Origin of the sequence: Mesorhizobium sp. ISC25, from assembly GCF_042295465.1 — a bacterium.
Taxonomy (GTDB): Bacteria; Pseudomonadota; Alphaproteobacteria; order Rhizobiales; family Rhizobiaceae; genus Mesorhizobium.
This window is the reverse complement of record NZ_CP135441.1, coordinates 1,926,052-1,946,135: the sequence shown is the minus strand read 5'-3', so window position 1 is coordinate 1,946,135 and position 20,084 is coordinate 1,926,052. Positions and strand designations below refer to the sequence as shown.

Genomic DNA, 20,084 nt, shown 5'->3' with positions numbered 1-20,084 from the left:
CCGCTTGTTCCAAAACAGCTTCGCTGCCAGTGCGCTCTCGACAAACCCGTGCACGGCCCAACTTTTGTCGCTTCTCACTTGCCGTGACCCTCCATCTCCATCATGTATCGACAAACAAGAGCGACGGGATAATGCGTTTGACCATCCCCAACATGATCACGATCATGCGCTTCGTGCTTGTGCCGGCCGTGGTGCTGGCCATGCTGCAGGATCGCTGGGACTGGGCGTTTGCCGGCTTCCTCATTGCCGGCATTTCCGACGGGGTCGACGGCTTCATCGCCCGCCATTTCAATCAGTTTTCCAGGCTCGGCGCCTATCTCGATCCGATGGCCGACAAGCTGCTGCTGGTCTCGGTTTTCGTGGTCCTGGGCTTTAGCGGCGAACTGCCGCTGTGGCTGGTCGTTACCATGGTGTCGCGCGACGCACTGATCGTCTGCGCCGTGCTTTTATCCACCGTCATGGCGCATCCCGTCGAGATGAAGCCGCTCCTGGTGTCGAAGGCCAACACCGCGATCCAGATCGTGCTGGCGGCAGTGGTGCTTGGCGAACTCGCCTTCGACATCCGTCTCGATCCGCTGAGGCCGGCCCTCATATTGCTGTCCGGGGTCTTGACCGTGGCTTCGGCCGCGGCCTATCTCGTGGCTTGGCTGAGGCATATGAGCGGCTATGGCGAAGGCTCCACACCCGGCACCTGAACGCGGGGCACCTGAACACGGGGCACCTGAACACCGGGCACCTGACGAACGGTCCATCGACGCCGAGGCCGAAGCCGCGGCAGCGGAGGCTGCGGCATCGGCGTCGTTTCGCCGGCAGATCCGCTTCTGGCTGGTCAGCGCCATCATCCTCGCCGTCTTCCTCTATGTCTTCAGCGGCATACTTCTGCCCTTCGTTGCCGGCATGGTGCTCGCCTATTTCCTCGACCCTGTCGCCGACCGGCTGGAGCGGCTCGGCCTGTCCAGGCTTATGGCAACGGTGGTCATCCTCATCGCCTTCATCGTCGTCCTGGTGCTGGCCGTCGTCATCCTGGTTCCGATACTCGCCTCGCAGATGGCTGATTTCGCCAGCAAGCTGCCGGACTATCTGACCCGGCTGCAGGGCCTGATCACCAGCTTCGACCCGAAATGGCTGGAAGAAAAATTCGGCGTCGACGCCAACGGCCTGCGCGAAGGCTTGAACTCGCTGCTGACCTCCGGCTTCGGCCTCCTGACCACGGTCTTCACCTCGATCTGGAGCTCCGGCGTGGCGCTGGTCTCGGTGGTCAGCCTGTTCGTGGTGACGCCGGTCGTCGCCTTCTACATGCTGCTCGACTGGGACCGCATGGTGGCAATCGTCGATAGCTGGGTGCCGCGCGATTACGTCAAGACCGTCAGGACGATCGCCAGGGACATCAACACGGCGACCGCCGGCTTCGTTCGCGGCCAGGGCACGCTGTGCCTGGTGCTCGGCGCCATGTATGCCACCGGCCTGACGCTGACCGGACTGAATTTTGGCATTCTCATCGGCCTGTTCGCCGGTCTAATCTCGTTCATCCCCTATGTCGGCTCGCTGACCGGCCTGGTGCTGGCCGTCGGCGTCGCCTTCGTCCAGTTCTGGCCAGACTGGACCATGGTCGCGGCGGTGGCCGGCGTGTTCTTCGTCGGCCAGTTCATCGAGGGCAACATCCTGCAGCCCAGGCTGGTCGGCAAAAGCGTTGGCCTGCATCCGGTATGGCTGATGTTTGCGCTGTTTGCCTTCGGCGCGCTGTTCGGCTTCGTCGGCCTGCTGATTGCCGTGCCGGCTTCCGCCGCCGTTGCCGTTCTGGTGCGTTTCGCCATCGCGCGCTATCTCGAATCGCCGCTTTACAAGGGCCATGCCGACGAGCCGGTGCCGCCGTTGCAGGTGCGCCGCCGCGGGGGCGCGCGCGGTTGAGCCAGATGCCGCACAAGATCGATCCGCCGCGTCAATTGCCGCTCGATCTAGGCCACGGCACCGGCTATTCGCGCGACGAGCTCGTAGTCTCCAGCACCAACAGCCAGGCCGCGGCGCTTGTCGACCGCTGGCCGGACTGGCCCTCGCCGGTCGTCGTGCTGGCCGGGCCGGCCGGCTCGGGGAAAACCCATCTGGCCTCGATTTGGCGGACCCGTGCCGGCGCCGTGAAAGTGGAGGCCGGCCGCATCGGCGACTGCATCGAAACCCTCGGCCCGCGCCCGGCCCTGATCGACGACGTCGATGCCGGCCCGGTCGACGAGCACGGCCTGTTCCACCTGATCAACGCGGTGCGCGGCGCCGGCTCGAGCTTGCTGTTGACGGCGCGGCGCTTCCCGTCCGCCTGGGGCGTCAGGCTGCCCGACCTGGCGTCGCGGCTCAAGGCCGCGGCGACCGTGGAGATCCACGAGCCCGACGATCTTCTGCTGGCCGGCGTCATCACAAAGCTGTTCGCCGATCGCCAGGTCGAGGTCGAGCCGCATGTCGTGCAATATCTGGTACGCCGCATCGAGCGCTCGCTGGCCACTGCCATGCGCGTGGTCGAACGGCTCGACCGCACCGCGCTCGAGCGCAAGACGCCGATCACCCGCGCCCTGGCAGCCGAGACGGTCAGCGCCATGGACGAAGGGCAGGGCGAGTTCGAGATTTGACGATTCCAGTTCCGCCACTGTCCCATTTCGAGAAAAAAGGCTGGCATCGGTCTTGCAGCAAGGAGCTTGCCGGCTAATCCCGGTCCTGATTGCGTATCAATCAGGTAAGTAGGCTCGCCGGGAGATGGGTGGTTGGGGTTCTCTTCCCGGCGAGCTTGCCTTTGGCAGCATCGAATCGATAGCGCCATTGCGCGGCGGCTGGGCCTCAGCTTTCGTCTCTCGCAAGCGCCGCTCGTTCCGCGCCGAAGCGCCGGCGATAATCGCCGGGCACCAGCCCGGTTATCCTGGCGAATACTTTACGGAAGGAGCCGGGATCGTCATAGCCGACCTCCCAGGCGATTTGGTCGATCGACAGTATCGTGGTTTCCAGCATCTCGCGCGCCTTGCCGACGCGCAGGTGTTGACAATATTCGGTCGGCCTGAGGCCAGTAGCCTTGCGGAAGCGCCGCAGGAAAGTCCGCTCCTCCAGCCCGGCATGCTCGGCCATGGCGCCGAGCGTCACATCGCGGGCGCCGTTCGCCTGAAGCCAATGCTGCACCTTGAGGATCGCTTCGTCGTCATGGGTCAGCCGCGGCGCAAACGGGCTGTAAAAACGTTGCTCGCGGCCCGGCGGGTCGACCAGCATGAAACGCGCCGTGTCCATCATGACGGCCGACCCGAGCACCCTGTCCACCAGCTTCAGGCCGAGGTCGGTCCAGGCCATGTAGCCGCCCGCTGTGATGATGTCGCCATCGTCGATGACCAGCCTGTCGGCGTCGAGCAGGATGTCTGGAAAGCGTAGCGCCAGCGCGTCGCGATAGGCCCAGTGCGTTGTCGCCGCGCGACCGGACAACAGGCCGGTCTCGGCAAGCACGAAGGCGCCGGCACAGACCGAACCGAGCGTCGCGCCTGCCGTGTGGCGGTCCCTGAGCCAGCCGGCATAGGGCGCGGCCGCCTCGCGAGGGATCGGCTGCAGCAGGGTCGGCGGCAGGATGACCATGGCCGGTCCATTGCCCCGAGTTGGACCGCTGTCCCCGGGCTCGCTGTCGAAAACGCGGATGACGGCGCTCTCCTGCAGCCGCCAATGGCTGACCCGAAGCCTCGCCGCCTCTGGCGACCGCTCTACAGCCAGCCGGTTTGCCAGCATGAAAAGATCGGTCAGGCCGAGCACGGCTGCTTCCTGCACGCCGGGATACAAGACAAGGCCGATTTCGATCAGATCACGCGCAGCCGTCATTTGTCAGTTTTGCCACGTTGAATGTCCGTTTTGCCAATGCTCACCCTGACCGCACTGTTATAATTTGTCCAGCTGAAGGGGGCTAAAAGCTTCCCTGTTACCCCCAACTTTTCCATCAAGGAGTAGGACGATGAGCACATTCACCACCCATGACGGCACCGAGATTTTCTATAAGGATTGGGGTAAGGGCCAGCCGATCGTGTTCCATCACGGCTGGCCGCTGAGCTCAGACGACTGGGACAACCAGATGCTGTTCTTCCTCGAAAAGGGGTATCGCGTCATCGCACACGACCGCCGCGGCCACGGCCGCTCGTCGCAGACCGCGACCGGCAACGAGATGGACACCTACGCCGCCGACGTCGCGGGGCTGGCCGCGCATCTCGATCTCAGGGATGCGATCCACATCGGCCATTCGACCGGTGGCGGCGAGGTGGCGCGTTACGTCGCGCTTTATGGTGGCGGAGGCCGTGTTGCCAAGGCGGTGCTGATCGGCGCCGTGCCGCCGATCATGGTCAAGACCGACAGCAACCCCGGCGGCTTGCCGATCGAAGTCTTCGACGGCTTTCGCGCGGCTCTGGCCGCTAACCGCGCCCAGTTCTACAGGGATGTGCCGGCCGGCCCGTTCTATGGCTTCAACCGCGACGGCGCCAAGATCTCGCAAGGCGCCGTCGACAATTGGTGGCGCCAGGGCATGATGGGTGGGGCCAAGGCCCACTATGACTGCATCAAGGCTTTTTCCGAGACCGACTTCACCGATGACCTCAAGAAGATCGACGTGCCCGTCCTGATCATGCACGGCGACGACGACCAGATCGTGCCGATCGCCGATTCCGCGCTGCTTGCGGCCAAGCTGGTGAAGCACGGCACGCTCAAGGTCTACAAGGGCCTTCCGCACGGCATGTGCACCACCCACCCGGAGATCATCAATCCGGATCTGCTGGCCTTCATCCAGGGCTGACGGCTTACATGTCGGACGGGCAGCGCGGGCTCGTGCTGTCCGTCCGTCACTTAAGCATGACCGGCGACGGAGACACACTCGAGCGCGATCCGCTTGCGCAGCCGACGAGATTCGCCTGATGAATGGTCGGAGTGGAGAGATTCGAACTCCCGACCCTCTGGTCCCAAACCAGATGCGCTACCAGGCTGCGCTACACTCCGAACGGTCTGTTGCCTATTGATTTCGGCCCGCCAAAGCAAGCGTAAAAAGCCATCGGCCTTGCTGCCGGCGGCATTGCGCAGTAATGACGGGCTAGTGCATGCCAGAGAACAGTAATCTGGTCTCGGGGTCGTGTGCTTGCAACAAGCAATGAGGTGGTCATGTCAGCCCGCATTTTCAGCCCAGCCAAAACCGCGATGCAGTCCGGCAAGGCCAAGACCGGCTATTGGGTGCTGGAATTCGATCCTGAGCAGCGCAAGAAGATCGATCCGCTGATGGGCTACACCACGTCCGGCGACATGCGAAGCCAGATCAGGCTGACCTTCGACACAAGAGAAGAGGCGGTCGCCTATGCCGAGAAGGAAGGGCTGGCTTTCCGCGTCGAGGAGCCGAAGGAAATCAAGCGCCGCCAGATTTCCTATGCGGAGAATTTCCGCTATGACCGCAGGACGCCCTGGACGCATTGATCCCATACCGGCCCCGCCGGCACAATCCGCCGGTCATGCGGCCGGCCAGCGGTCCCGTAGCTCAGCTGGATAGAGCACCGGCCTTCTAAGCCGATGGTCACAGGTTCGAATCCTGTCGGGATCGCCAATATTTTTAGGTCCATTCCGGACAGGTTCACTCGCCAGTCGCGAACAGGATTTCCGAAGCATGACAGCGATGGGCGCGGCGGCACTGCTGATCCTTGTCCTGACCTATGCCGGCGTTGCCGTCGGCAGGGTACCCGGGCTGCGCCTCGACCGGGCAGGCATCGCGCTGCTCGGCGGTGCGGCGATGATCGCCATCGGCGCGCTCGACATGGAAGACGCCTACCGCGCCATCAGCTTCGACACCATCACGCTTCTGCTCGGCATGATGATCGTCGTGGCGCATCTGAAAGTGTCGGGCGCCTTTCGCGCGCTCGGCGGGTTCGCCATCGAGCATGCGCATGCGCCGTTCATGCTGCTGGTGATGGTGACGCTGTTGACCGGCGTCCTGTCGGCATTCCTCGTCAACGACGCCATCTGCCTGGTCATGGCGCCGATCGTCGTCCACGTCACCCGCGTTATCAACCGCAACCCGGTTCCCTACCTGATCGCCACGGCGACCGCATCCAATTGCGGCAGTGTCGCCACCATCACCGGCAATCCGCAGAATATGGTCATCGGCGCCCTGTCGGGGATTTCCTATCCGGCCTTCTCGGCGGCGCTGGCGCCGGTCGCGGCATTCGGCCTCGTTGCCGTCGTCGTCATCATCCGCATCGTCTACCGCGCCGAATTTTCGCGCAAGGCCGAGCTCAGCCCCGAAGTCTATCGCGGCCGCATGCTGCCGGGACAGGTGCTCAAGGCGGTGGTCGTCTGTATCGGTTTGGCGATCGCCTTCTTTGCCGGCGTTCCCGTAGCCAAGGCGGCGCTGATCGGCGGCGCCATTCTGTTGCTGACCCGCGCCATCAAGCCTGAGCGCATCTATCGCGAGATCGATGGGCCGCTGCTGTTCATGTTCGCCGGGCTTTTCATCGTCGTCGCCGGGGCGGAGAAGACGCTGCTTACGCCCGACATCGTCGCTTCGGCAAAAGACCTTGGGCTGAATGATGTCTGGCGGCTGTCCGGCTTCACCGCAGTGCTGTCCAACATCATGAGCAATGTCCCGGCCGTGCTGGCGCTGAAGCCATTCGTGCCCGGACTGGAAGATCCCGAGCGGGCCTGGCTGGTCGTCGCCATGAGCTCGACGCTGGCCGGCAATTTCACGCTGCTCGGCTCGGTCGCCAATCTGATCGTTGCCGAGCACGCGCGGGTCTCCGGCAAACCGCTGGGCTTCATCGCCTTCTTCAAGGTCGGCCTGCCGCTGACGCTGGTCACGCTTCTTGTAGGGACGGCATGGCTGGCGGCCTAAAAGCGCGTCGCATTCGACCGGCCGCATGCGACACGCTGCAGGCTATTGTTGTATGCATGTCGTTATCGCAAAACGCTGCACACTTTTGCGCGACATGCATTAGCCAGTCATGGTGATGTCACCGTGAGATGGCCTCTCATGTTCGGATGGAAGCGGCAGAAATAATCGACCGATTCCTCGTTCTTCACCGTCAGGCTCGCCGCCTTCTTCGGCGGGATCATCACTTCCCAGCCGCCGTTGACGGTTGCCGTGTGGGCGAACACGTCTTTGTTCACCCACCTGATCGTGTCGCCGACCTTCGCCTCGATCTTTGCCGGCGAAAACACAAGCTTGTCGATCGTCACCTCGATGGTTTCGGCCTTGGCCGGTGCGGCGCCCATGGTCAGCGCCAGCGCAACCCACAGATGCCGCCTCGACACCATTGGCCCAATCCTCACTTCAGCATGCCGGCGACGTGTTCGGCGTGCTGTTCGTGGCCCTGGAATATTTTCAGGCCGGTTTCCAGCAGGCTTTTCAGCTCGGCATTGCTGGCCGACGGAATCAGCAGTGTTTCGAGCGCGCCATTGACCTGCTTGTGGTAGGCCACTTCGCTGGCGACATAGGCCTTGTCGAACGCGGCGCCCTTGAGCTTGGCAAGCTTGGCACGTTCCTCAGCCGCCGCCTTGGTCAGCGCCTTGCTGGTCGGATTGTCCTCAGGCGTGACCTTGAGCTTCTTGACCAGGTCGAGAGCCTGTTTGTTGACCGCCTCGTGATCTCGCACCATGTCCTTGGCGAAATCCACGACCTCTTTGTTCTTCGATTTCTTCAGCGCCTGCTTGGCCGCCTCGACGTCAAGCACGCCCGCTGTGTAGGCGATATGCGCGATCTGCGGATCGGTCGGTTTGTCGGCAGCTTGCGACAAGGGCGCTGCGCCAAGCAGGAAAACTGCGGCCAGTGCCGTGGTCGATCGAATAAACATGATGCTCTCCTTCGCCCCGACGCGGAACTGCATCGGGCTTCGTTTTCAGTGACGCTCATTGGATGCAGGTCGCCGGCAAACGTTCCCGCGAAAATCGGCGCGACCTATCCGGAAAGACGAAGCCGCTGCATCACGGCATTGGTCAGCCGTTCGCAGCGCCGGCCCGCGAACGGAAAGGCGTCGAGCAGCACCGGGCCGATCTGGTCGTCCAGCGCCTTGCGAACCAGCGCACGGGCGCGGTGGAGCCGGGTCTTGATGGTTTCTGGTCGCACGCCAAGCAGTTCGGCGGTCTCCTCTATGCTCAGTCCCTCGATGACTCGCGCCACGAACACCATCCGGTAGATATCGGGAAGACTGTCGGTTGCCCGTTCGACAAGCTCAAGGATCTGCCGTTGCGCCATCGTCCGCTCCGGATCGTCGCTCGGGTTGAGGGGAAACCGGATGATTTCGGCTTGCGGGTTTTCAGGCATCGCTACCATTCGCCGCTTTTTGCGCAAGCGGCCGAGCGCTTCGTTGATGACGATACGCGACAGCCACGTGGCGAGCGAGGCATCGCCGCGAAAGGCCTCGAGATGGGCAAAGGCGCTGACATAGGCCTCCTGGACGATGTCTTCGGCCTCGCTGTCGTTACGCACCACGCCGCGGGCGATGCGGTAGAGCCTTTGGTTGTGCGTCTTGATGATGGTGCGGAATGCATCGCCATCGCGTGCCAGTGCGCGGCCGACAAGCTGCATGTCGCCGGAAGCGGCGGGCGTTGCCGTCAACGCAGCAGGCATGGCCGATCTCCTGATAGGCTTCTCATCGCGACATTGGATGCATCGCCCGGCAAAAGGTTCCCGACGAATCCGCCGGCCAGCCTCGATCCGTATCAAGCGCCGGCAGAGGCTATTCTACTGCTTCCACCACAGCGGCGTCTCTATTTTGTAGACGCCCGGTTCATCGGCTGGTCGGTCGCCATGACATCGCTCAGGATCGCAATTTTTCCAGGCTGTTACGCCGATTTCCTGGCTCAGCCTGGAAAGGTGCTGGCTCAGGCCTCTGCGGCAGCCGCCAGCCCGCGCGCCAAGTCGGCCTTCAAATCCTCGACATCCTCGAGCCCGATCTGCAGGCGCACCAGCGGCCCGTCATACGGGCCCTTGGCGACGGTACGGTCGCCCAGGAATACCGGCACGGCAAGGCTCTCATAGCCGCCCCACGAATAGCCGAGGCCGAAAAACTTCAACGCGTCGAGGAAGGCGTGCTGCTGCTTCTGTCCGCCGCCTGCAAGAACGATGGAGAAGATGCCGCTCGATCCGCAAAAATCGCGCTTCCACAAAGCGTGGTCGGGATGGCTGGGCAGCCCCGGATGCAGCACCTGCGCTACGCCCGGCTGACCCTCCAGCCAGCCGGCGAGAGCAAGCGCGCTCTTTTGATGGCGCTCCAGCCGCACGCCCATTGTGCGCAGGCCGCGCAGCACCTGGTAGACGTCATCCGGCCCGGCGCAGCAGCCCATCGTGTTGAACGTCTCGCAAAGCTGCTTCCAGCAGGCTGCGTTGGCCGAGACCGTGCCGAGCAGCACGTCGGAATGGCCGGCCGGGTATTTCGTCGCCGCATGGATCGAGATGTCGACGCCATGATCGAGCGGGCGGAAGTAGAGCGGCGTCGCCCAGGTGTTGTCCATCATGACGATGGCGCCGGCGGCATGTGCTGCCGTGGCGATGGCCGGTATGTCCTGCACCTCGAAAGTGTTGGAGGCCGGCGATTCGGTGAACACCACCCTGGTGTTGGGCTTGATCAGCGCCGCAATGCCGGCGCCGATGCGCGGTTCGTAATACTCGACCTCGATGCCCAGCCGCTTCAGCATCGTGTCGGCGAAGTTGCGGGTCGGATGATAAACGGAATCGACGATCAGCAGATGATCGCCGGCCGACAGGAAGGCGAGCAGCGGCAGCATCACCGCCGCCAGGCCGGACGGTACCGCGACCGTGCCTGCCGAACCTTCCAGCGCATCGATCGCGCTGTTCAGCGCATCGGTGGTCGGTGTGCCGCGCGTTCCGTAGGTGTATCTCTGGCTGCGTGAAGCCATCGCCGCCGCATTGGGATAAAGCACGGTCGAGGCATGCACCACCGGCGGATTGACGAAGCCGAAATAGTCATGCGGGTTGTTGCCGGAATGGGCGAGCCGCGTGTTGATGCCCATCTCGCTGCCGTCTTTTGCCATTGCTTTTCGTCCCATGGGTAGGTCGTTAGCCATAGTGCGGCGGCATTGGCCGCGCAACCGCACCGCACTCGCCAGGCCAAGGTCTTGAATATGCCAATTCAGCAGTGCGCCGTAGATCCTCTGGACGGTTGCCAGGTGTGCTTGGCAAGTCACGGTCGGACTTTGCCGGCTTTATTGGCGCGCTGACCAATTTGCGAGCGCGTTTGTCTGCAATTTCAGGCATTTCAGGCGATGGGTTTTCAAAGTCTTTCGGATTCGGTCATTTCCCTTGACCTCACAGGAATAATCGCCTTCGATGTTGTTCGTGAATGGGAGGCAGCGCGTCGGTTACGATGCGGGATTCCGGTAACGGGCCGGAATACATAGCTGCGTTCACACGGGAAAAAGTCAGGTTCGCCTGGAAAAAACAGAAAAGGGTCTGTGGGTCATGAAACACATTGCAATCGGCATTTTGGGCGCCGCCGCGTTTGGATTCGCGGCTTCGGCGGCTTCGGCAGCCACGCTCGACGATGTCAAGGCGAAGGGCTTCATCCAATGCGGCGTCTCGACCGGTCTGGCCGGCTTCTCGGCGCCGGACGACAAGGGTGAGTGGCAAGGCATCGACGCGGATTTCTGCCGCGCTGTGGCAGCCGCCGTGTTCGGCGATGGCACCAAGGTGAAGTTTACGCCGCTCAGCGCCAAGGAGCGGTTTACCGCTCTGCAGTCGGGTGAGATCGACATCCTGTCGCGCAACACCACCTGGACCATCAATCGCGACACCGCACTCGGCCTGAACTTCGTCGGCACGACTTATTATGACGGCCAGGGCTTCATGATCAACGCGAAGAAGCTTCCGGGCGTGAACTCGGCGCTGCAGCTTTCGGGCGCGGCGGTCTGCGTGCAGAGCGGCACCACGACCGAGCTCAACCTTGCCGACTATTTCAAGTCGAACAAGATGGAGTACAACCCGGTCGTCTTCGAAAAGCTGGAAGAGGTCAACGCCGCCTATGACGCCGGCCGCTGCGACGTCTACACCACCGACCAGTCGGGCCTCTATGGCATCCGCCTGACGCTCGGTGCGCCGGCCGACCATGTCGTGTTGCCCGAGATCATCTCCAAGGAGCCGCTTGGGCCGGCCGTGCGTCAGGGCGACGACCAATGGTACCACATCGTCAAGTGGACCTATTTCGCGCTGCTGGACGCCGAGGAGCTCGGCATCACCAAGGCCAATGTCGACGAGATGAAGAACTCGGATAGTCCCGAGATCAAGCGCGTGCTCGGCCAAGAAGCCGACACCAAGATCGGCACCGATCTCGGCGTCTCCAACGACTGGGTCGTCAACATCGTCAAGGCTGTAGGCAATTACGGCGAGATGTTCGAGCGCAATGTCGGCTCGGGCAGTCCGCTGAAGATCGCGCGCGGCATCAACGCGCTGTGGACCAAGGGTGGTCTGCAATACGCTCCGCCGATCCGCTGATCGAAAATGGATCCGGAAGGCAGATCGTCTGCCTTCCGGTCTCTCTTTCCAGGGGACTGTCGAATGGCATCGCAGGAAGTTCTTCGCGAGGAGCCAAGCCGCGGTTCCTTCATCAATGATCCTCGCGTCCGCGGTATATTCTTTCAGGCAGTGGTCCTCGTCCTGCTGGTGGCGGGAGTCTGGTGGGTTACCCACAACGTCATCGTCAATTTGGCGCGCTTGCACATCGCCTCCGGCTTCGGCTTTCTCAAGGGCCGCGCCGGTTTCGACATCAGCGAAAGCGCCATCGCTTATTCGTCGGATTCGACTTATTTCCGAGCCATCCTGGTTGGCTTTATCAACACCGTGATCGTTGCCGTCGTCGGCATCATCACCGCCACCATTATCGGTTTCATCGTCGGCATCGGCCGACTGTCGCGCAACTGGCTGATCAGGAAGATCTGCACTGTCTACGTCGAGGTCTTCCGCAACATCCCGCCGCTGCTGGTCATCTTCTTCTGGTATTCCGGCGTGCTTGCTGTGCTGCCGCCGCCGCGCGAGAGCATCAATTTGCCGTTCGGCTCCTTTCTCAACCAGCGCGGCTTCTATTTTCCGCGCGCTGTCTGGGGCGAAGGCTCCTGGCTGATCCTGGTCGCCCTGCTCCTCGGCATTGCCATGGCCTGGTTCGTTGCCCGCAAGGCGCGGCAGCGGCAGATGGCGACGGGTCAGCCGTTCCCGGTGCTCTGGACATCCATAGCGTTAATGGTCGGCCTGCCGCTGCTGGCCTACGCGCTGAGCGGCTTTCCGCTGAGCTTCGAATTCCCGAAACAATCGACCTTCAACCTGGTCGGTGGCTTTCAGGTCAGGCCGGAGTTCCTGTCGCTCTATCTGGCGTTGTCCTGCTATACGGCCGCCTTCATCGCCGAGATCGTGCGCGCCGGCATCAGGGGCGTCAGCACGGGCCAGACCGAGGCGGCCGCGGCACTCGGGCTGCGCTCGGGATCGATCCTCAGGCTTGTCGTCGTGCCGCAGGCGATGCGCATCGTTATTCCGCCGCTGACCAGCCAGTATCTGAACCTGACCAAGAACTCTTCGCTCGCCATCGCCATCGGCTACCCCGACCTGACGGCGACTGCCGGCACTGTCTTGAACCAGACCGGGCAGGCGGTCGAAGGCGTGGTGATCATGATGGCTGTCTATCTCGCGCTCAGCCTGATCACGTCGGCGATCATGAACGTCGTCAATGCCAGGATGGCGCTGGTGGAGAGGTAGGGCCATGCAGGAACACGACATGTCCTGGGTGCGGACGGAGATGACGCTGGCGCAGCCGGCGCCGTCGAGCGAGCGTGGCCTCACCGCCTGGATCCGCAAGAACCTGATTGCCACCACGGGCGACACCATCTTGACCATCGTCGGCATCGCGCTGGTCGCTATGATCCTGCCGCAAATCATCAATTGGGCCTTCATCAACGCCCAGTGGACCGGACCGGATCGCTCGGTCTGCGCCACCGTGGCGCAAGGCGGCATCCAGCCGGATGGCTGGGCCGGTGCTTGCTGGGCATTCGTCAACGCCAAGTTCGGCCAGTTCATGTTCGGCACCTATCCTATCGAGGAGCGTTGGCGGCCGATCCTGGTGGCCATCCTGTTCGTGGCACTGCTGGTGCCTCTGCTCATCCCGCGCGTACCGCGCAAAGGACTGAACGCCATTCTTCTCTTCCTGGCGCTGCCGGTCGTCGCCTTCGTTCTGCTGGTCGGCGGCATGTTCGGCCTGCCGCATGTCGAGACGTCGCGTTGGGGTGGGCTGCTGGTGACGCTCAGCCTGTCCTTCGTCGGCATTGCCGTGTCGCTGCCGATCGGTATCGTGCTGGCGCTCGGCCGGCGCTCGAACATGCCGATCGTCAAGCTGCTGTGCGTGATCTTCATCGAGACGGTACGCGGCATCCCGCTGATTACGGTGCTGTTCTTTGCCAGCGTGATGCTGCCGCTGTTCCTGCCGGCCGGCGTCAGCTTCGACAAGTTCCTGCGCGCGCTGATCGGCGTGTCGCTGTTTGCCGCCGCCTACATGGCCGAAGTGGTGCGCGGCGGCCTGCAGGCGATCCCCAAAGGCCAGTATGAGGGCGCCGATTCGCTCGGCCTCAGCTACTGGCAGAAGATGGGTCTGGTCGTCATGCCGCAGGCGCTGAAGCTGGTCATTCCCGGCATCGTCAACACCTTCATCGGCATGTTCAAGGACACCAGCCTGGTCATCGTCATCTCGATGTTCGACCTGCTCGGCATCGTCAAGCAGAACTTCTCCGACGCCAATTGGGCGACGCCGCAGACGGCCAGATCCGGCCTCGTCTTCGCCGCCTTCATCTTCTGGCTGTTCTGCTTCGGCATGTCGCGCTATTCAATGTACACGGAACGCCGTCTCGACACCGGCCACAAACGCTAAAAAGGGGACCTTGTCATGGTCATAGAAAACGCCGTCAGCGCGGAAGAGATCAAGGTCAATGCCGCCAAGATGCACATTTCCACCACCGATGTCGCCATCGACATCATTGCCATGCACAAATGGTACGGCGAATTCCATGTGCTGAAGGACATCAATCTAAAGGTGATGCGCGGCGAGCGCATCGTCATCTGCGGCCCGTCTGGCTCCGGCAAATCGACGATGATCCGCTGCATCAACCGGCTGGAGGAACACCAGAAGGGCAAGATCATAGTCGACGGCAAGGAACTGACCAACGATCTGAAGAAGATCGACGAGGTGCGCCGCGAGGTCGGCATGGTGTTCCAGCACTTCAACCTGTTCCCGCATCTGACCATTCTGGAAAATTGCACACTGGCGCCGATCTGGGTGCGTAAGATGCCGCGGAAGCAGGCCGAGGAAATCGCCATGCATTTCCTCACGCGCGTCAAGATCCCGGAACAGGCCAACAAATATCCCGGTCAGCTTTCCGGCGGCCAGCAACAGCGCGTGGCGATCGCCCGCTCGCTGTGCATGAACCCGCGCATCATGCTGTTCGACGAGCCGACCTCGGCGCTCGACCCGGAAATGATCAAGGAAGTGCTGGAGACGATGGTCGGGCTGGCCGAGGAGGGCATGACCATGCTCTGCGTCACCCACGAGATGGGCTTTGCGCGCAAAGTCGCCAACCGGGTGATCTTCATGGACCAAGGCCAGATCGTCGAGCAGAACACGCCGGCCGAGTTCTTCGACCACCCGCGCCACGAACGCACGAAACTGTTCCTGTCGCAGATCTTGCACTGATCCTGTACGCCGGTCGGGACAAGACCGGCGGACCAGGCTCTCTGTCTTGCTCGGGCCTTGCGCGTATTCGACGAGCGGTGGTGCTCGGGAGGATCTGCCCTTTGGTCGATGGCGAGCATCGGGAACTATCTTAGCACCCACAATCCTCCTGCGACGATCACCGCATATCGTGCAGCCTTGCCCAATGCGACAAGCATCACGAATACGCCGAGATGCATGCGGGCCGCGCCTGCCGCGACAGTGAAGGCGTCCCCGACGACCGGCAGCCAGGCGAATAGGAGCAGCCACGCGCCAAAGCGGCGAAAGCTCCGGCTCGCCCGCTGGTATCGTTCACGGGTAATGGGAAACCATCGCCTAGATTGCAGCGTATCGATGCCACGCCCCAGCATCCAGTTCACCACCGAGCCGAGCGTGTTGCCGATTGTGGCGACCGCAAGCAGTAGCACCGGATCGCCACGGCCGCCGGCGATCAAGCCGGCGAGCACAACTTCCGACGAGACCGGCAAGATGGTTGCGGCGAGGAATGCGCTGGTGAACAGGGCGCCATAGATTGCCAGTGCAGCCACGTCGAGCGACCGGCTATGCCTGCACGTCGATGACGCCCATCATGCCAAGCTGCTCGTGCTCCAGGATGTGGCAATGATACATCCTCCGCCCGGGGCGATCCTGGCGCAGCAAAAGCCGCACCGTTTCGCCGCGCGCCACGTTGACCGTGTCCTTCCAGCCGAGATAGGCCGGTTTCGAGACCTGCCCACCACGTTCGTGCTCGACCACCTGGAACTGCGTCCCGTGAACATGGAACGGATGGTCCATGTCGGCCTTGTTGACGATTTCCCAGAGCTCGACCTGTCCTGTTTTCGACACCACGTCGATGCGGCCCATGTCGAACGCCGCGCCGTTGATCAGGAAGCCCATCTGCATATCCGTCGCGCTCATCGTCATCGTTTCGGTGAACACGAAACGCCGGCTGACGGCAGGGGTGCCAAGTTGCGCAATTGGTCGAAGCTTTTCCGGCAGCGGAGGAAACGCCTCTGCAGGCGTGTCCGAAACATTGACCGTAAGCAATGCCAGGCCTGCATCGGCGGGGCGGCCTGCGCCCATCCAGCCGCGATCGTAGTCGAGCGTGTTCAGGGTGACGGTTCCGCGCTTCTCAAACGAGACGATCAGTTCAAGGCGTTCCGCCGGGCTGAGCAGGACATCGTTGGCTGCCACCGGCGCGTCCAGCAGACCGCCCTCGGTGCCGATGATCGTCATGGGTGCGCCGTCGAAGGAGAGCCGCAAAAAGCGCGCGTTGGTCGCGTTGTAGAACCGAAATCGCCGCTTTGTTCCAAACGGGACCGATAGCGCGGGATTTTTCTGTCCGTTGACCAGCACGTGATCGCCGACGCGCCCGTTCATCAAATCGACCATGGTGTTGTCCGGCATGGTGCCGTCGGCGGCAAGGCGAAGGTCTGTGAACACCAGCACAGTGTCGCCATACTCGGCCGGGATCGGGTCCGCCTTCGGCTTGACCACGAACGCGCCGGCAAGTCCGCGATAGACCTGCTCGGCCGTCTTGCCGTGCGGATGCGGATGATACCAGTACGACCCCGCGCTTCCTTCGGGCAGTTCGAAGCTGTAGGTGCGCTCCGTGCCCGTCGCAACGGGGTCCATCGGATTGCCATCCTGGTCAGCCGGAACCGGCATGCCATGCCAATGGATGGTGCTCGTCTCTTCAGGAATTTGGTTCGTGAATACAATCTCGACACGGTCGCCTTCAGTCACCTCGATCAATGGCCCCGGGCTCATGCCATTGTACCCAAGGATTGGCGTGTCGAGCCCTTCTGCAAAGCTAACCATGGCGGGTTCAGCCGTGAGGTTTGCTCTGAACAGGCGGGGCGAATTGGCTTCATTGGCTAGCAGCGGCAACTCGCGCAACGCCTGGCCCTCAGGCAGCATGGCCGCGCTTTTTGGTGCCCCGTCCATGTCGTGGCCCGTGTGACCGCCCATATCCATGCCGGGCATCTCGTCCATCTTCATCTGGGCGATGGCGCGCGGGCTGGCGAGAACCGTGGCAACGCCTGCCGCCAGAAAACTGCGTCGATCCATGTGTTGTCTCCGAGATTAAGGTCACGCGCGTCGGCACGCGGTATAACTCAGGTGGCACGCTCCGTAGCCAGATTCACATTAGCCTCGGTCACGTCATGCCAGCCGGCGACATAGGGGGCGCAGGTCATGCCCTCGGTGCCAATCTGAATCGCGGGAGCGGAAACAGGCTCGTCTGGGATTCGAGGAGTGACGGCAGTCATGGGCTTGCAACTCCAACCGGGCAGTTGCCACACGACATAAAGGTTCCCATCACGGGAAGGTCAAGAGGCAAATTTGCGATGTGCTGCCTCGGCACGGCGGCGATGATTTGAGCTGGCTCAAAAGCCCTTGACCTTCCTGTGATGGGAAGCCTCATAACGACCCCACTCCTCATAACGACCCCACTAGAGGAGAGCCGCAATGATAAGACTGAAAGTTCCGGAAATGAGCTGCGGGCAGGCGTCATCAGATCAGTCGGTTACAACGAAAAATTGGCCTGCCTGAACAGCGCACGGCCGACGCGGATCATAAGCGCGCCAGCCGCGTTTGTTGCCATTAGGAGTTGTATAACAAGCCGCGTGGGCGCGTGCGGCGACAGGTCAAGGGTCCATCCTGATGCTCATCCAACCGATCGATTATTTCCTCGTCGTCTGGTTCGCGCTGGCGCTGGCTTCGACGCTTTATGTCGGCATCGACCAATATCGCAACAATCCCGAGCCGATGGTGATGAAATGGGGCTTCATCCTGGTTACCCTCTATATGGGTCCGCTCGGCTTGCTGCTCTACGTGCTCGCCGACAAGGAGCCCCGGCCGGGCGAGCATGAACTCTTCACCCAGCCGCTCTGGAAACAGGGCGTCGGCTCCACCATCCACTGCGTCGCCGGAGATGCCACCGGCATCATTCTTGCCGCCGCCGTCACGGCGGCGCTCGGCCTGCCGATGTGGATCGACCTGATCGTCGAATATCTCGCCGGCTTTGCCTTCGGCCTGTTCATCTTCCAGTCGCTATTCATGAAATCGATGATGGGCGGCACCTATTGGGAGAACGTGCGCAAGAGCTTCCTGCCCGAATTCATCTCGATGAACTTCATGATGGCCGGCATGGCGCCGGTCATGAGTTTTCTGATGATGGGCCGCGACATGCGTGCGATGGAACCGACGGAGCTTTTGTTCTGGGGTGTAATGTCGATCGGTGTCATCGCCGGCTTTGCGGTTGCCTACCCGGCCAATGTCTGGCTGGTCGCCCGGGGGCTGAAGCATGGGCTTATGACGCAGCGCGCGCAGGCAGCCGGCATCGATGGTCGAGAGCAGCCTGCCACGAGGCAACATGCGCAAATGCAAATGCAGCAGGCCGACGCCAGTGCACATCGCGGGCAGCGCCACGATATGGCTTCCCACAAAGGCAAAGGCGGCGGCCATCACATGGAGACAGATGCCACGACGCCGCAGGTCACTGCCCTAGGTGCCGTCTCCCTGCTGGCGCTCGCCATCGGCATGATCGCGCCGGCGAACTGGCTGAACCTGACGCTGTCGGCACGCGACGTCGGCGGGGTGATCATGCCGCAAGGCATGATCATGGATCGCGACACGCCGGCCGATACGATGCGCGATATGGCTGCCACTGATCCGCGCCTCGTGGCCGCCTCTTATGGTCTGACGGCAAAGGGTGACCAGGACCTGCCGTTTCGGATGGAGAACGGCATCAAGGTGTTCGAGCTCAGGCCTTCGGTGGTCCGCTGGCAGATCCTGCCGGACGTCGCGGTCGACGCCTATGCCTATAATGGCCAGATTCCCGGCCCGCGAATTCACATTCGCCAGGGCGACCGGGTCAGGATCAACGTCACCAACGGCCTGCCTGAGGAAACGACGGTGCATTGGCATGGCTTGATCCTGCCGAACCAGATGGATGGGCCGGCCGAGATCACGCAGTCGCCGATCGAGCCCGGGCAATCCTATTCATACGAATTCACCGCAACCCAGCACGGAACCTATTTCTATCATCCCCATGCCAAGCCGGACCGGACCCAGGCGCTCGGCCTCTACGGTGCGCTGATCATCGATCCCGCCAATCCCGCCGATGAGGTCGCGGCCGACCATGATTACGTCATCGAGCTTCAGGAATGGCTGGTGCGGGAAGGGCTGACCTACCCGTCGATGCCGATGGACGGCGGCATGCCGAATTTCTTCACCATCAACGGCAAGGCCTATCCCTCGACCGAGACGATCCCGATGAAGGTCGGCGAGACGCTCAAGGTGCGGTTCATCGGCACCAACAACGGCTTCATCCATCCGATGCATATCCATGGCGGACCGTTCGAGGTCGTTGCCCGCGACGGCGAGACGATCCCTGCCTCGGGTCGTTTCCTTGCCGATACGGTCAACGTGGGGCCGGGTCAGCGCTACGACGTGATCTGGAAGGCGCAGCGTCCGGGCAAATGGCTGATCCATTGCCACATCCCGCATCACACCACGAACAACAATGTCGAGGAGAAGGGCGGAGGCGGGCTGATGGTCGTCATCGATGTGACATGACCGGCGTCGCCTAGGCTTGTTCCCATGCAGTGGCTGAAACCATATTTTCTCTTAAGCTGATGTGATCTGCCAGACAGCGACGCCGGCAAGGGCGAGACCGGCAGCGGCCTCGATGGCCCGGGAGATGGTTTCGAACAGCCGTGGCTGGCGCGCGAAAAACTGTACAAGCCGTTCCCGAAACACGATCGACAACACGGCGACGCAGGACAGCGTCAGCGCCACGCCGACCATCATGGTGATGGCAAACAGGACGCCCGCTGCCGGAACACCCCTGGAGATCGCGAAAGTCATCGCGAAAAGCGTCAGCGGGCAGGGGATCAGGCCTGCCATCACGCCGACAGCCTCGCCTTCGTGCCTGTGGTGATGGCTATGGCTCAAAGCGCGCCAGAGCATCCAGACGCCAATGAGGCCGAGCAGCCCACGACTGATATGCTCCAGAAGCGGAGCGCGGCCAACGCTGCCCAATGCTATGGAGACCAGTGGCAGCGAGAGAGCCGCAATCAGAACGGCAATCGTCACATGCGTGAACGATAGCGTCATAGATACGAGCAGGCCGCGCGAGACCTTCGCATCCGAACCGGCAAGATAGGTCGCCAGGACCGCCTTGCTATGACCCGGCGTCAGCGCATGGGCAGCCCCGAACACGACGCCCATCGGCAGGAAGGCCATGAACGCCAGCCAATTGCCTCCGGCCGCAAGCAGCTTGATCTGTTCGCCGAGAGTCATATAGATCGTGCGCTGAAATTCTACGAGCGTCTGGAACATCGGACGAGACTA

At 62.3% G+C, this 20,084-nt stretch carries 19 protein-coding genes and 2 tRNA genes; 12 read left to right on the top strand and 9 right to left on the bottom strand.

The genetic code is table 11. From position 1 onward, the window contains the following. Nucleotides 1–137: 137 nt before the first annotated feature. From RQ479_RS09870 to hdaA, 3 genes are read left to right on the top strand one after another with little or no spacing between them, the layout of a single operon-like run. Nucleotides 138–695, top strand: coding sequence for a CDP-alcohol phosphatidyltransferase family protein (locus RQ479_RS09870; RefSeq protein WP_352469229.1), 558 nt, complete (start codon nucleotides 138–140; stop codon nucleotides 693–695). Further along, nucleotides 667–1,908 carry an AI-2E family transporter gene (locus RQ479_RS09865; protein WP_376704945.1) on the top strand — a complete coding sequence of 414 codons (1,242 nt, stop codon included), beginning with the start codon at nucleotides 667–669 and terminating at the stop codon, nucleotides 1,906–1,908. The genes RQ479_RS09870 and RQ479_RS09865 overlap by 29 nt, the downstream gene beginning before the upstream one ends. A 5-nt stretch (nucleotides 1,909–1,913) precedes the next feature. Then, nucleotides 1,914–2,615: a DnaA regulatory inactivator HdaA gene (gene hdaA / locus RQ479_RS09860; protein WP_376704944.1), complete on the top strand. Its 702-nt coding sequence runs from the start codon at nucleotides 1,914–1,916 to the stop codon at nucleotides 2,613–2,615. Nucleotides 2,616–2,820: 205 nt separating this feature from the next. Here the strand turns inward: hdaA and RQ479_RS09855 are convergent, their stop codons facing one another. Beyond that, complete coding sequence (locus tag RQ479_RS09855) at nucleotides 2,821–3,831, bottom strand: GlxA family transcriptional regulator (protein WP_352469227.1); 1,011 nt, start codon at nucleotides 3,829–3,831, stop codon at nucleotides 2,821–2,823. 130 nt (nucleotides 3,832–3,961) lie between these two features. Here RQ479_RS09855 and RQ479_RS09850 point away from each other — a divergent pair, with 130 nt between their 5' ends. Then, entirely contained in the window at nucleotides 3,962–4,789 is an 828-nt protein-coding gene (locus RQ479_RS09850) for an alpha/beta fold hydrolase (protein WP_376704943.1), read from the top strand. Between the two features lie 123 nt (nucleotides 4,790–4,912). Here the strand turns inward: RQ479_RS09850 and RQ479_RS09845 are convergent. After that, nucleotides 4,913–4,989, bottom strand: a tRNA-Pro gene (locus tag RQ479_RS09845). A gap of 159 nt (nucleotides 4,990–5,148) precedes the next feature. On the opposite strand from RQ479_RS09845, the gene RQ479_RS09840 reads away from it, so the two are divergent. The 3 genes from RQ479_RS09840 (at nucleotide 5,149) to RQ479_RS09830 (ending at nucleotide 6,862) form a co-directional block, all read left to right on the top strand. Continuing rightward, nucleotides 5,149–5,454: an ETC complex I subunit gene (locus tag RQ479_RS09840; protein ID WP_023677641.1), complete on the top strand. Its 306-nt coding sequence runs from the start codon at nucleotides 5,149–5,151 to the stop codon at nucleotides 5,452–5,454. A 50-nt stretch (nucleotides 5,455–5,504) separates the two neighbouring features. Then, nucleotides 5,505–5,581: transfer RNA gene (locus RQ479_RS09835), tRNA-Arg, on the top strand. Nucleotides 5,582–5,641: 60 nt separating this feature from the next. After that, on the top strand, nucleotides 5,642–6,862 hold the full coding sequence (locus RQ479_RS09830; RefSeq protein WP_376704942.1) for an anion transporter: 1,221 nt from the start codon (nucleotides 5,642–5,644) through the stop codon (nucleotides 6,860–6,862). A 107-nt stretch (nucleotides 6,863–6,969) separates the two neighbouring features. Here RQ479_RS09830 and RQ479_RS09825 read toward each other — a convergent pair whose 3' ends face one another. From RQ479_RS09825 to RQ479_RS09810, 4 genes are all read right to left on the bottom strand, one after another. Further along, nucleotides 6,970–7,284, bottom strand: a complete 315-nt coding sequence (locus RQ479_RS09825; RefSeq protein WP_376704941.1) for a cupredoxin family copper-binding protein — start codon at nucleotides 7,282–7,284, stop codon at nucleotides 6,970–6,972. An 11-nt stretch (nucleotides 7,285–7,295) separates the two neighbouring features. After that, complete coding sequence (locus RQ479_RS09820) at nucleotides 7,296–7,820, bottom strand: DUF4142 domain-containing protein (protein WP_376704940.1); 525 nt, start codon at nucleotides 7,818–7,820, stop codon at nucleotides 7,296–7,298. 104 nt (nucleotides 7,821–7,924) lie between these two features. Further along, a complete protein-coding gene (locus tag RQ479_RS09815; protein ID WP_376704939.1) occupies nucleotides 7,925–8,596 on the bottom strand; it encodes an RNA polymerase sigma factor in 672 nt (223 codons plus the stop codon). A 254-nt stretch (nucleotides 8,597–8,850) separates the two neighbouring features. Continuing rightward, entirely contained in the window at nucleotides 8,851–10,020 is a 1,170-nt protein-coding gene (locus RQ479_RS09810) for a cystathionine beta-lyase (RefSeq protein ID WP_376704938.1), read from the bottom strand. 427 nt (nucleotides 10,021–10,447) lie between these two features. Between RQ479_RS09810 and RQ479_RS09805 the strand changes: the two genes are divergently transcribed. The 4 genes from RQ479_RS09805 (at nucleotide 10,448) to RQ479_RS09790 (ending at nucleotide 14,708) form a co-directional block, all read left to right on the top strand. Continuing rightward, nucleotides 10,448–11,476: an amino acid ABC transporter substrate-binding protein gene (locus tag RQ479_RS09805; RefSeq protein WP_352468383.1), complete on the top strand. Its 1,029-nt coding sequence runs from the start codon at nucleotides 10,448–10,450 to the stop codon at nucleotides 11,474–11,476. A gap of 63 nt (nucleotides 11,477–11,539) precedes the next feature. Further along, the gene (locus tag RQ479_RS09800) at nucleotides 11,540–12,727 is read left to right on the top strand and encodes an amino acid ABC transporter permease (RefSeq protein ID WP_376704937.1); all 1,188 of its coding nucleotides are present in this window, start codon (nucleotides 11,540–11,542) and stop codon (nucleotides 12,725–12,727) included. 4 nt (nucleotides 12,728–12,731) lie between these two features. After that, the gene (locus RQ479_RS09795) at nucleotides 12,732–13,889 is read left to right on the top strand and encodes an amino acid ABC transporter permease (RefSeq protein WP_352468381.1); all 1,158 of its coding nucleotides are present in this window, start codon (nucleotides 12,732–12,734) and stop codon (nucleotides 13,887–13,889) included. A gap of 69 nt (nucleotides 13,890–13,958) precedes the next feature. After that, entirely contained in the window at nucleotides 13,959–14,708 is a 750-nt protein-coding gene (locus tag RQ479_RS09790) for an amino acid ABC transporter ATP-binding protein (RefSeq protein ID WP_031194215.1), read from the top strand. Nucleotides 14,709–14,833: 125 nt separating this feature from the next. Here the strand turns inward: RQ479_RS09790 and RQ479_RS09785 are convergent, their stop codons facing one another. Together RQ479_RS09785 and RQ479_RS09780 are read right to left on the bottom strand one after the other, a co-directional pair. After that, nucleotides 14,834–15,274 carry a YqaA family protein gene (locus RQ479_RS09785; RefSeq protein WP_352468380.1) on the bottom strand — a complete coding sequence of 147 codons (441 nt, stop codon included), beginning with the start codon at nucleotides 15,272–15,274 and terminating at the stop codon, nucleotides 14,834–14,836. A gap of 13 nt (nucleotides 15,275–15,287) precedes the next feature. Beyond that, nucleotides 15,288–16,796, bottom strand: a complete 1,509-nt coding sequence (locus tag RQ479_RS09780) for a multicopper oxidase family protein (RefSeq protein ID WP_376704936.1) — start codon at nucleotides 16,794–16,796, stop codon at nucleotides 15,288–15,290. 594 nt (nucleotides 16,797–17,390) lie between these two features. Here RQ479_RS09780 and RQ479_RS09775 point away from each other — a divergent pair. Beyond that, nucleotides 17,391–19,307 carry a DUF4396 domain-containing protein gene (locus tag RQ479_RS09775; RefSeq protein WP_376704935.1) on the top strand — a complete coding sequence of 639 codons (1,917 nt, stop codon included), beginning with the start codon at nucleotides 17,391–17,393 and terminating at the stop codon, nucleotides 19,305–19,307. A 51-nt stretch (nucleotides 19,308–19,358) separates the two neighbouring features. Here the strand turns inward: RQ479_RS09775 and RQ479_RS09770 are convergent, their stop codons facing one another. Then, nucleotides 19,359–20,072, bottom strand: coding sequence for a nickel/cobalt transporter (locus RQ479_RS09770; RefSeq protein ID WP_376704934.1), 714 nt, complete (start codon nucleotides 20,070–20,072; stop codon nucleotides 19,359–19,361). Nucleotides 20,073–20,084 lie beyond the last annotated feature (12 nt).

Excerpts from the sequence above, each read along its gene's own strand:
- RQ479_RS09800 (WP_376704937.1), top strand. The coding sequence starts at position 11,540 with ATGGCATCGCAGGAAGTTCTTCGCGAGGAGCCAAGCCGCGGTTCCTTC.
- RQ479_RS09810 (WP_376704938.1), bottom strand. The coding sequence starts at position 10,020 with ATGGCAAAAGACGGCAGCGAGATGGGCATCAACACGCGGCTCGCCCAT.
- RQ479_RS09815 (WP_376704939.1), bottom strand. The coding sequence starts at position 8,596 with ATGCCTGCTGCGTTGACGGCAACGCCCGCCGCTTCCGGCGACATGCAG.
- RQ479_RS09770 (WP_376704934.1), bottom strand. The coding sequence starts at position 20,072 with ATGTTCCAGACGCTCGTAGAATTTCAGCGCACGATCTATATGACTCTC.
- RQ479_RS09855 (WP_352469227.1), bottom strand. The coding sequence starts at position 3,831 with ATGACGGCTGCGCGTGATCTGATCGAAATCGGCCTTGTCTTGTATCCC.
- RQ479_RS09820 (WP_376704940.1), bottom strand. The coding sequence starts at position 7,820 with ATGTTTATTCGATCGACCACGGCACTGGCCGCAGTTTTCCTGCTTGGC.
- hdaA (WP_376704944.1), top strand. The coding sequence starts at position 1,914 with ATGCCGCACAAGATCGATCCGCCGCGTCAATTGCCGCTCGATCTAGGC.
- RQ479_RS09850 (WP_376704943.1), top strand. The coding sequence starts at position 3,962 with ATGAGCACATTCACCACCCATGACGGCACCGAGATTTTCTATAAGGAT.
- RQ479_RS09865 (WP_376704945.1), top strand. The coding sequence starts at position 667 with ATGGCGAAGGCTCCACACCCGGCACCTGAACGCGGGGCACCTGAACAC.
- RQ479_RS09825 (WP_376704941.1), bottom strand. The coding sequence starts at position 7,284 with ATGGTGTCGAGGCGGCATCTGTGGGTTGCGCTGGCGCTGACCATGGGC.
- RQ479_RS09830 (WP_376704942.1), top strand. The coding sequence starts at position 5,642 with ATGACAGCGATGGGCGCGGCGGCACTGCTGATCCTTGTCCTGACCTAT.
- RQ479_RS09805 (WP_352468383.1), top strand. The coding sequence starts at position 10,448 with ATGAAACACATTGCAATCGGCATTTTGGGCGCCGCCGCGTTTGGATTC.
- RQ479_RS09840 (WP_023677641.1), top strand. The coding sequence starts at position 5,149 with ATGTCAGCCCGCATTTTCAGCCCAGCCAAAACCGCGATGCAGTCCGGC.
- RQ479_RS09775 (WP_376704935.1), top strand. The coding sequence starts at position 17,391 with ATGCTCATCCAACCGATCGATTATTTCCTCGTCGTCTGGTTCGCGCTG.
- RQ479_RS09780 (WP_376704936.1), bottom strand. The coding sequence starts at position 16,796 with ATGGATCGACGCAGTTTTCTGGCGGCAGGCGTTGCCACGGTTCTCGCC.
- RQ479_RS09795 (WP_352468381.1), top strand. The coding sequence starts at position 12,732 with ATGCAGGAACACGACATGTCCTGGGTGCGGACGGAGATGACGCTGGCG.
- RQ479_RS09790 (WP_031194215.1), top strand. The coding sequence starts at position 13,959 with ATGCACATTTCCACCACCGATGTCGCCATCGACATCATTGCCATGCAC.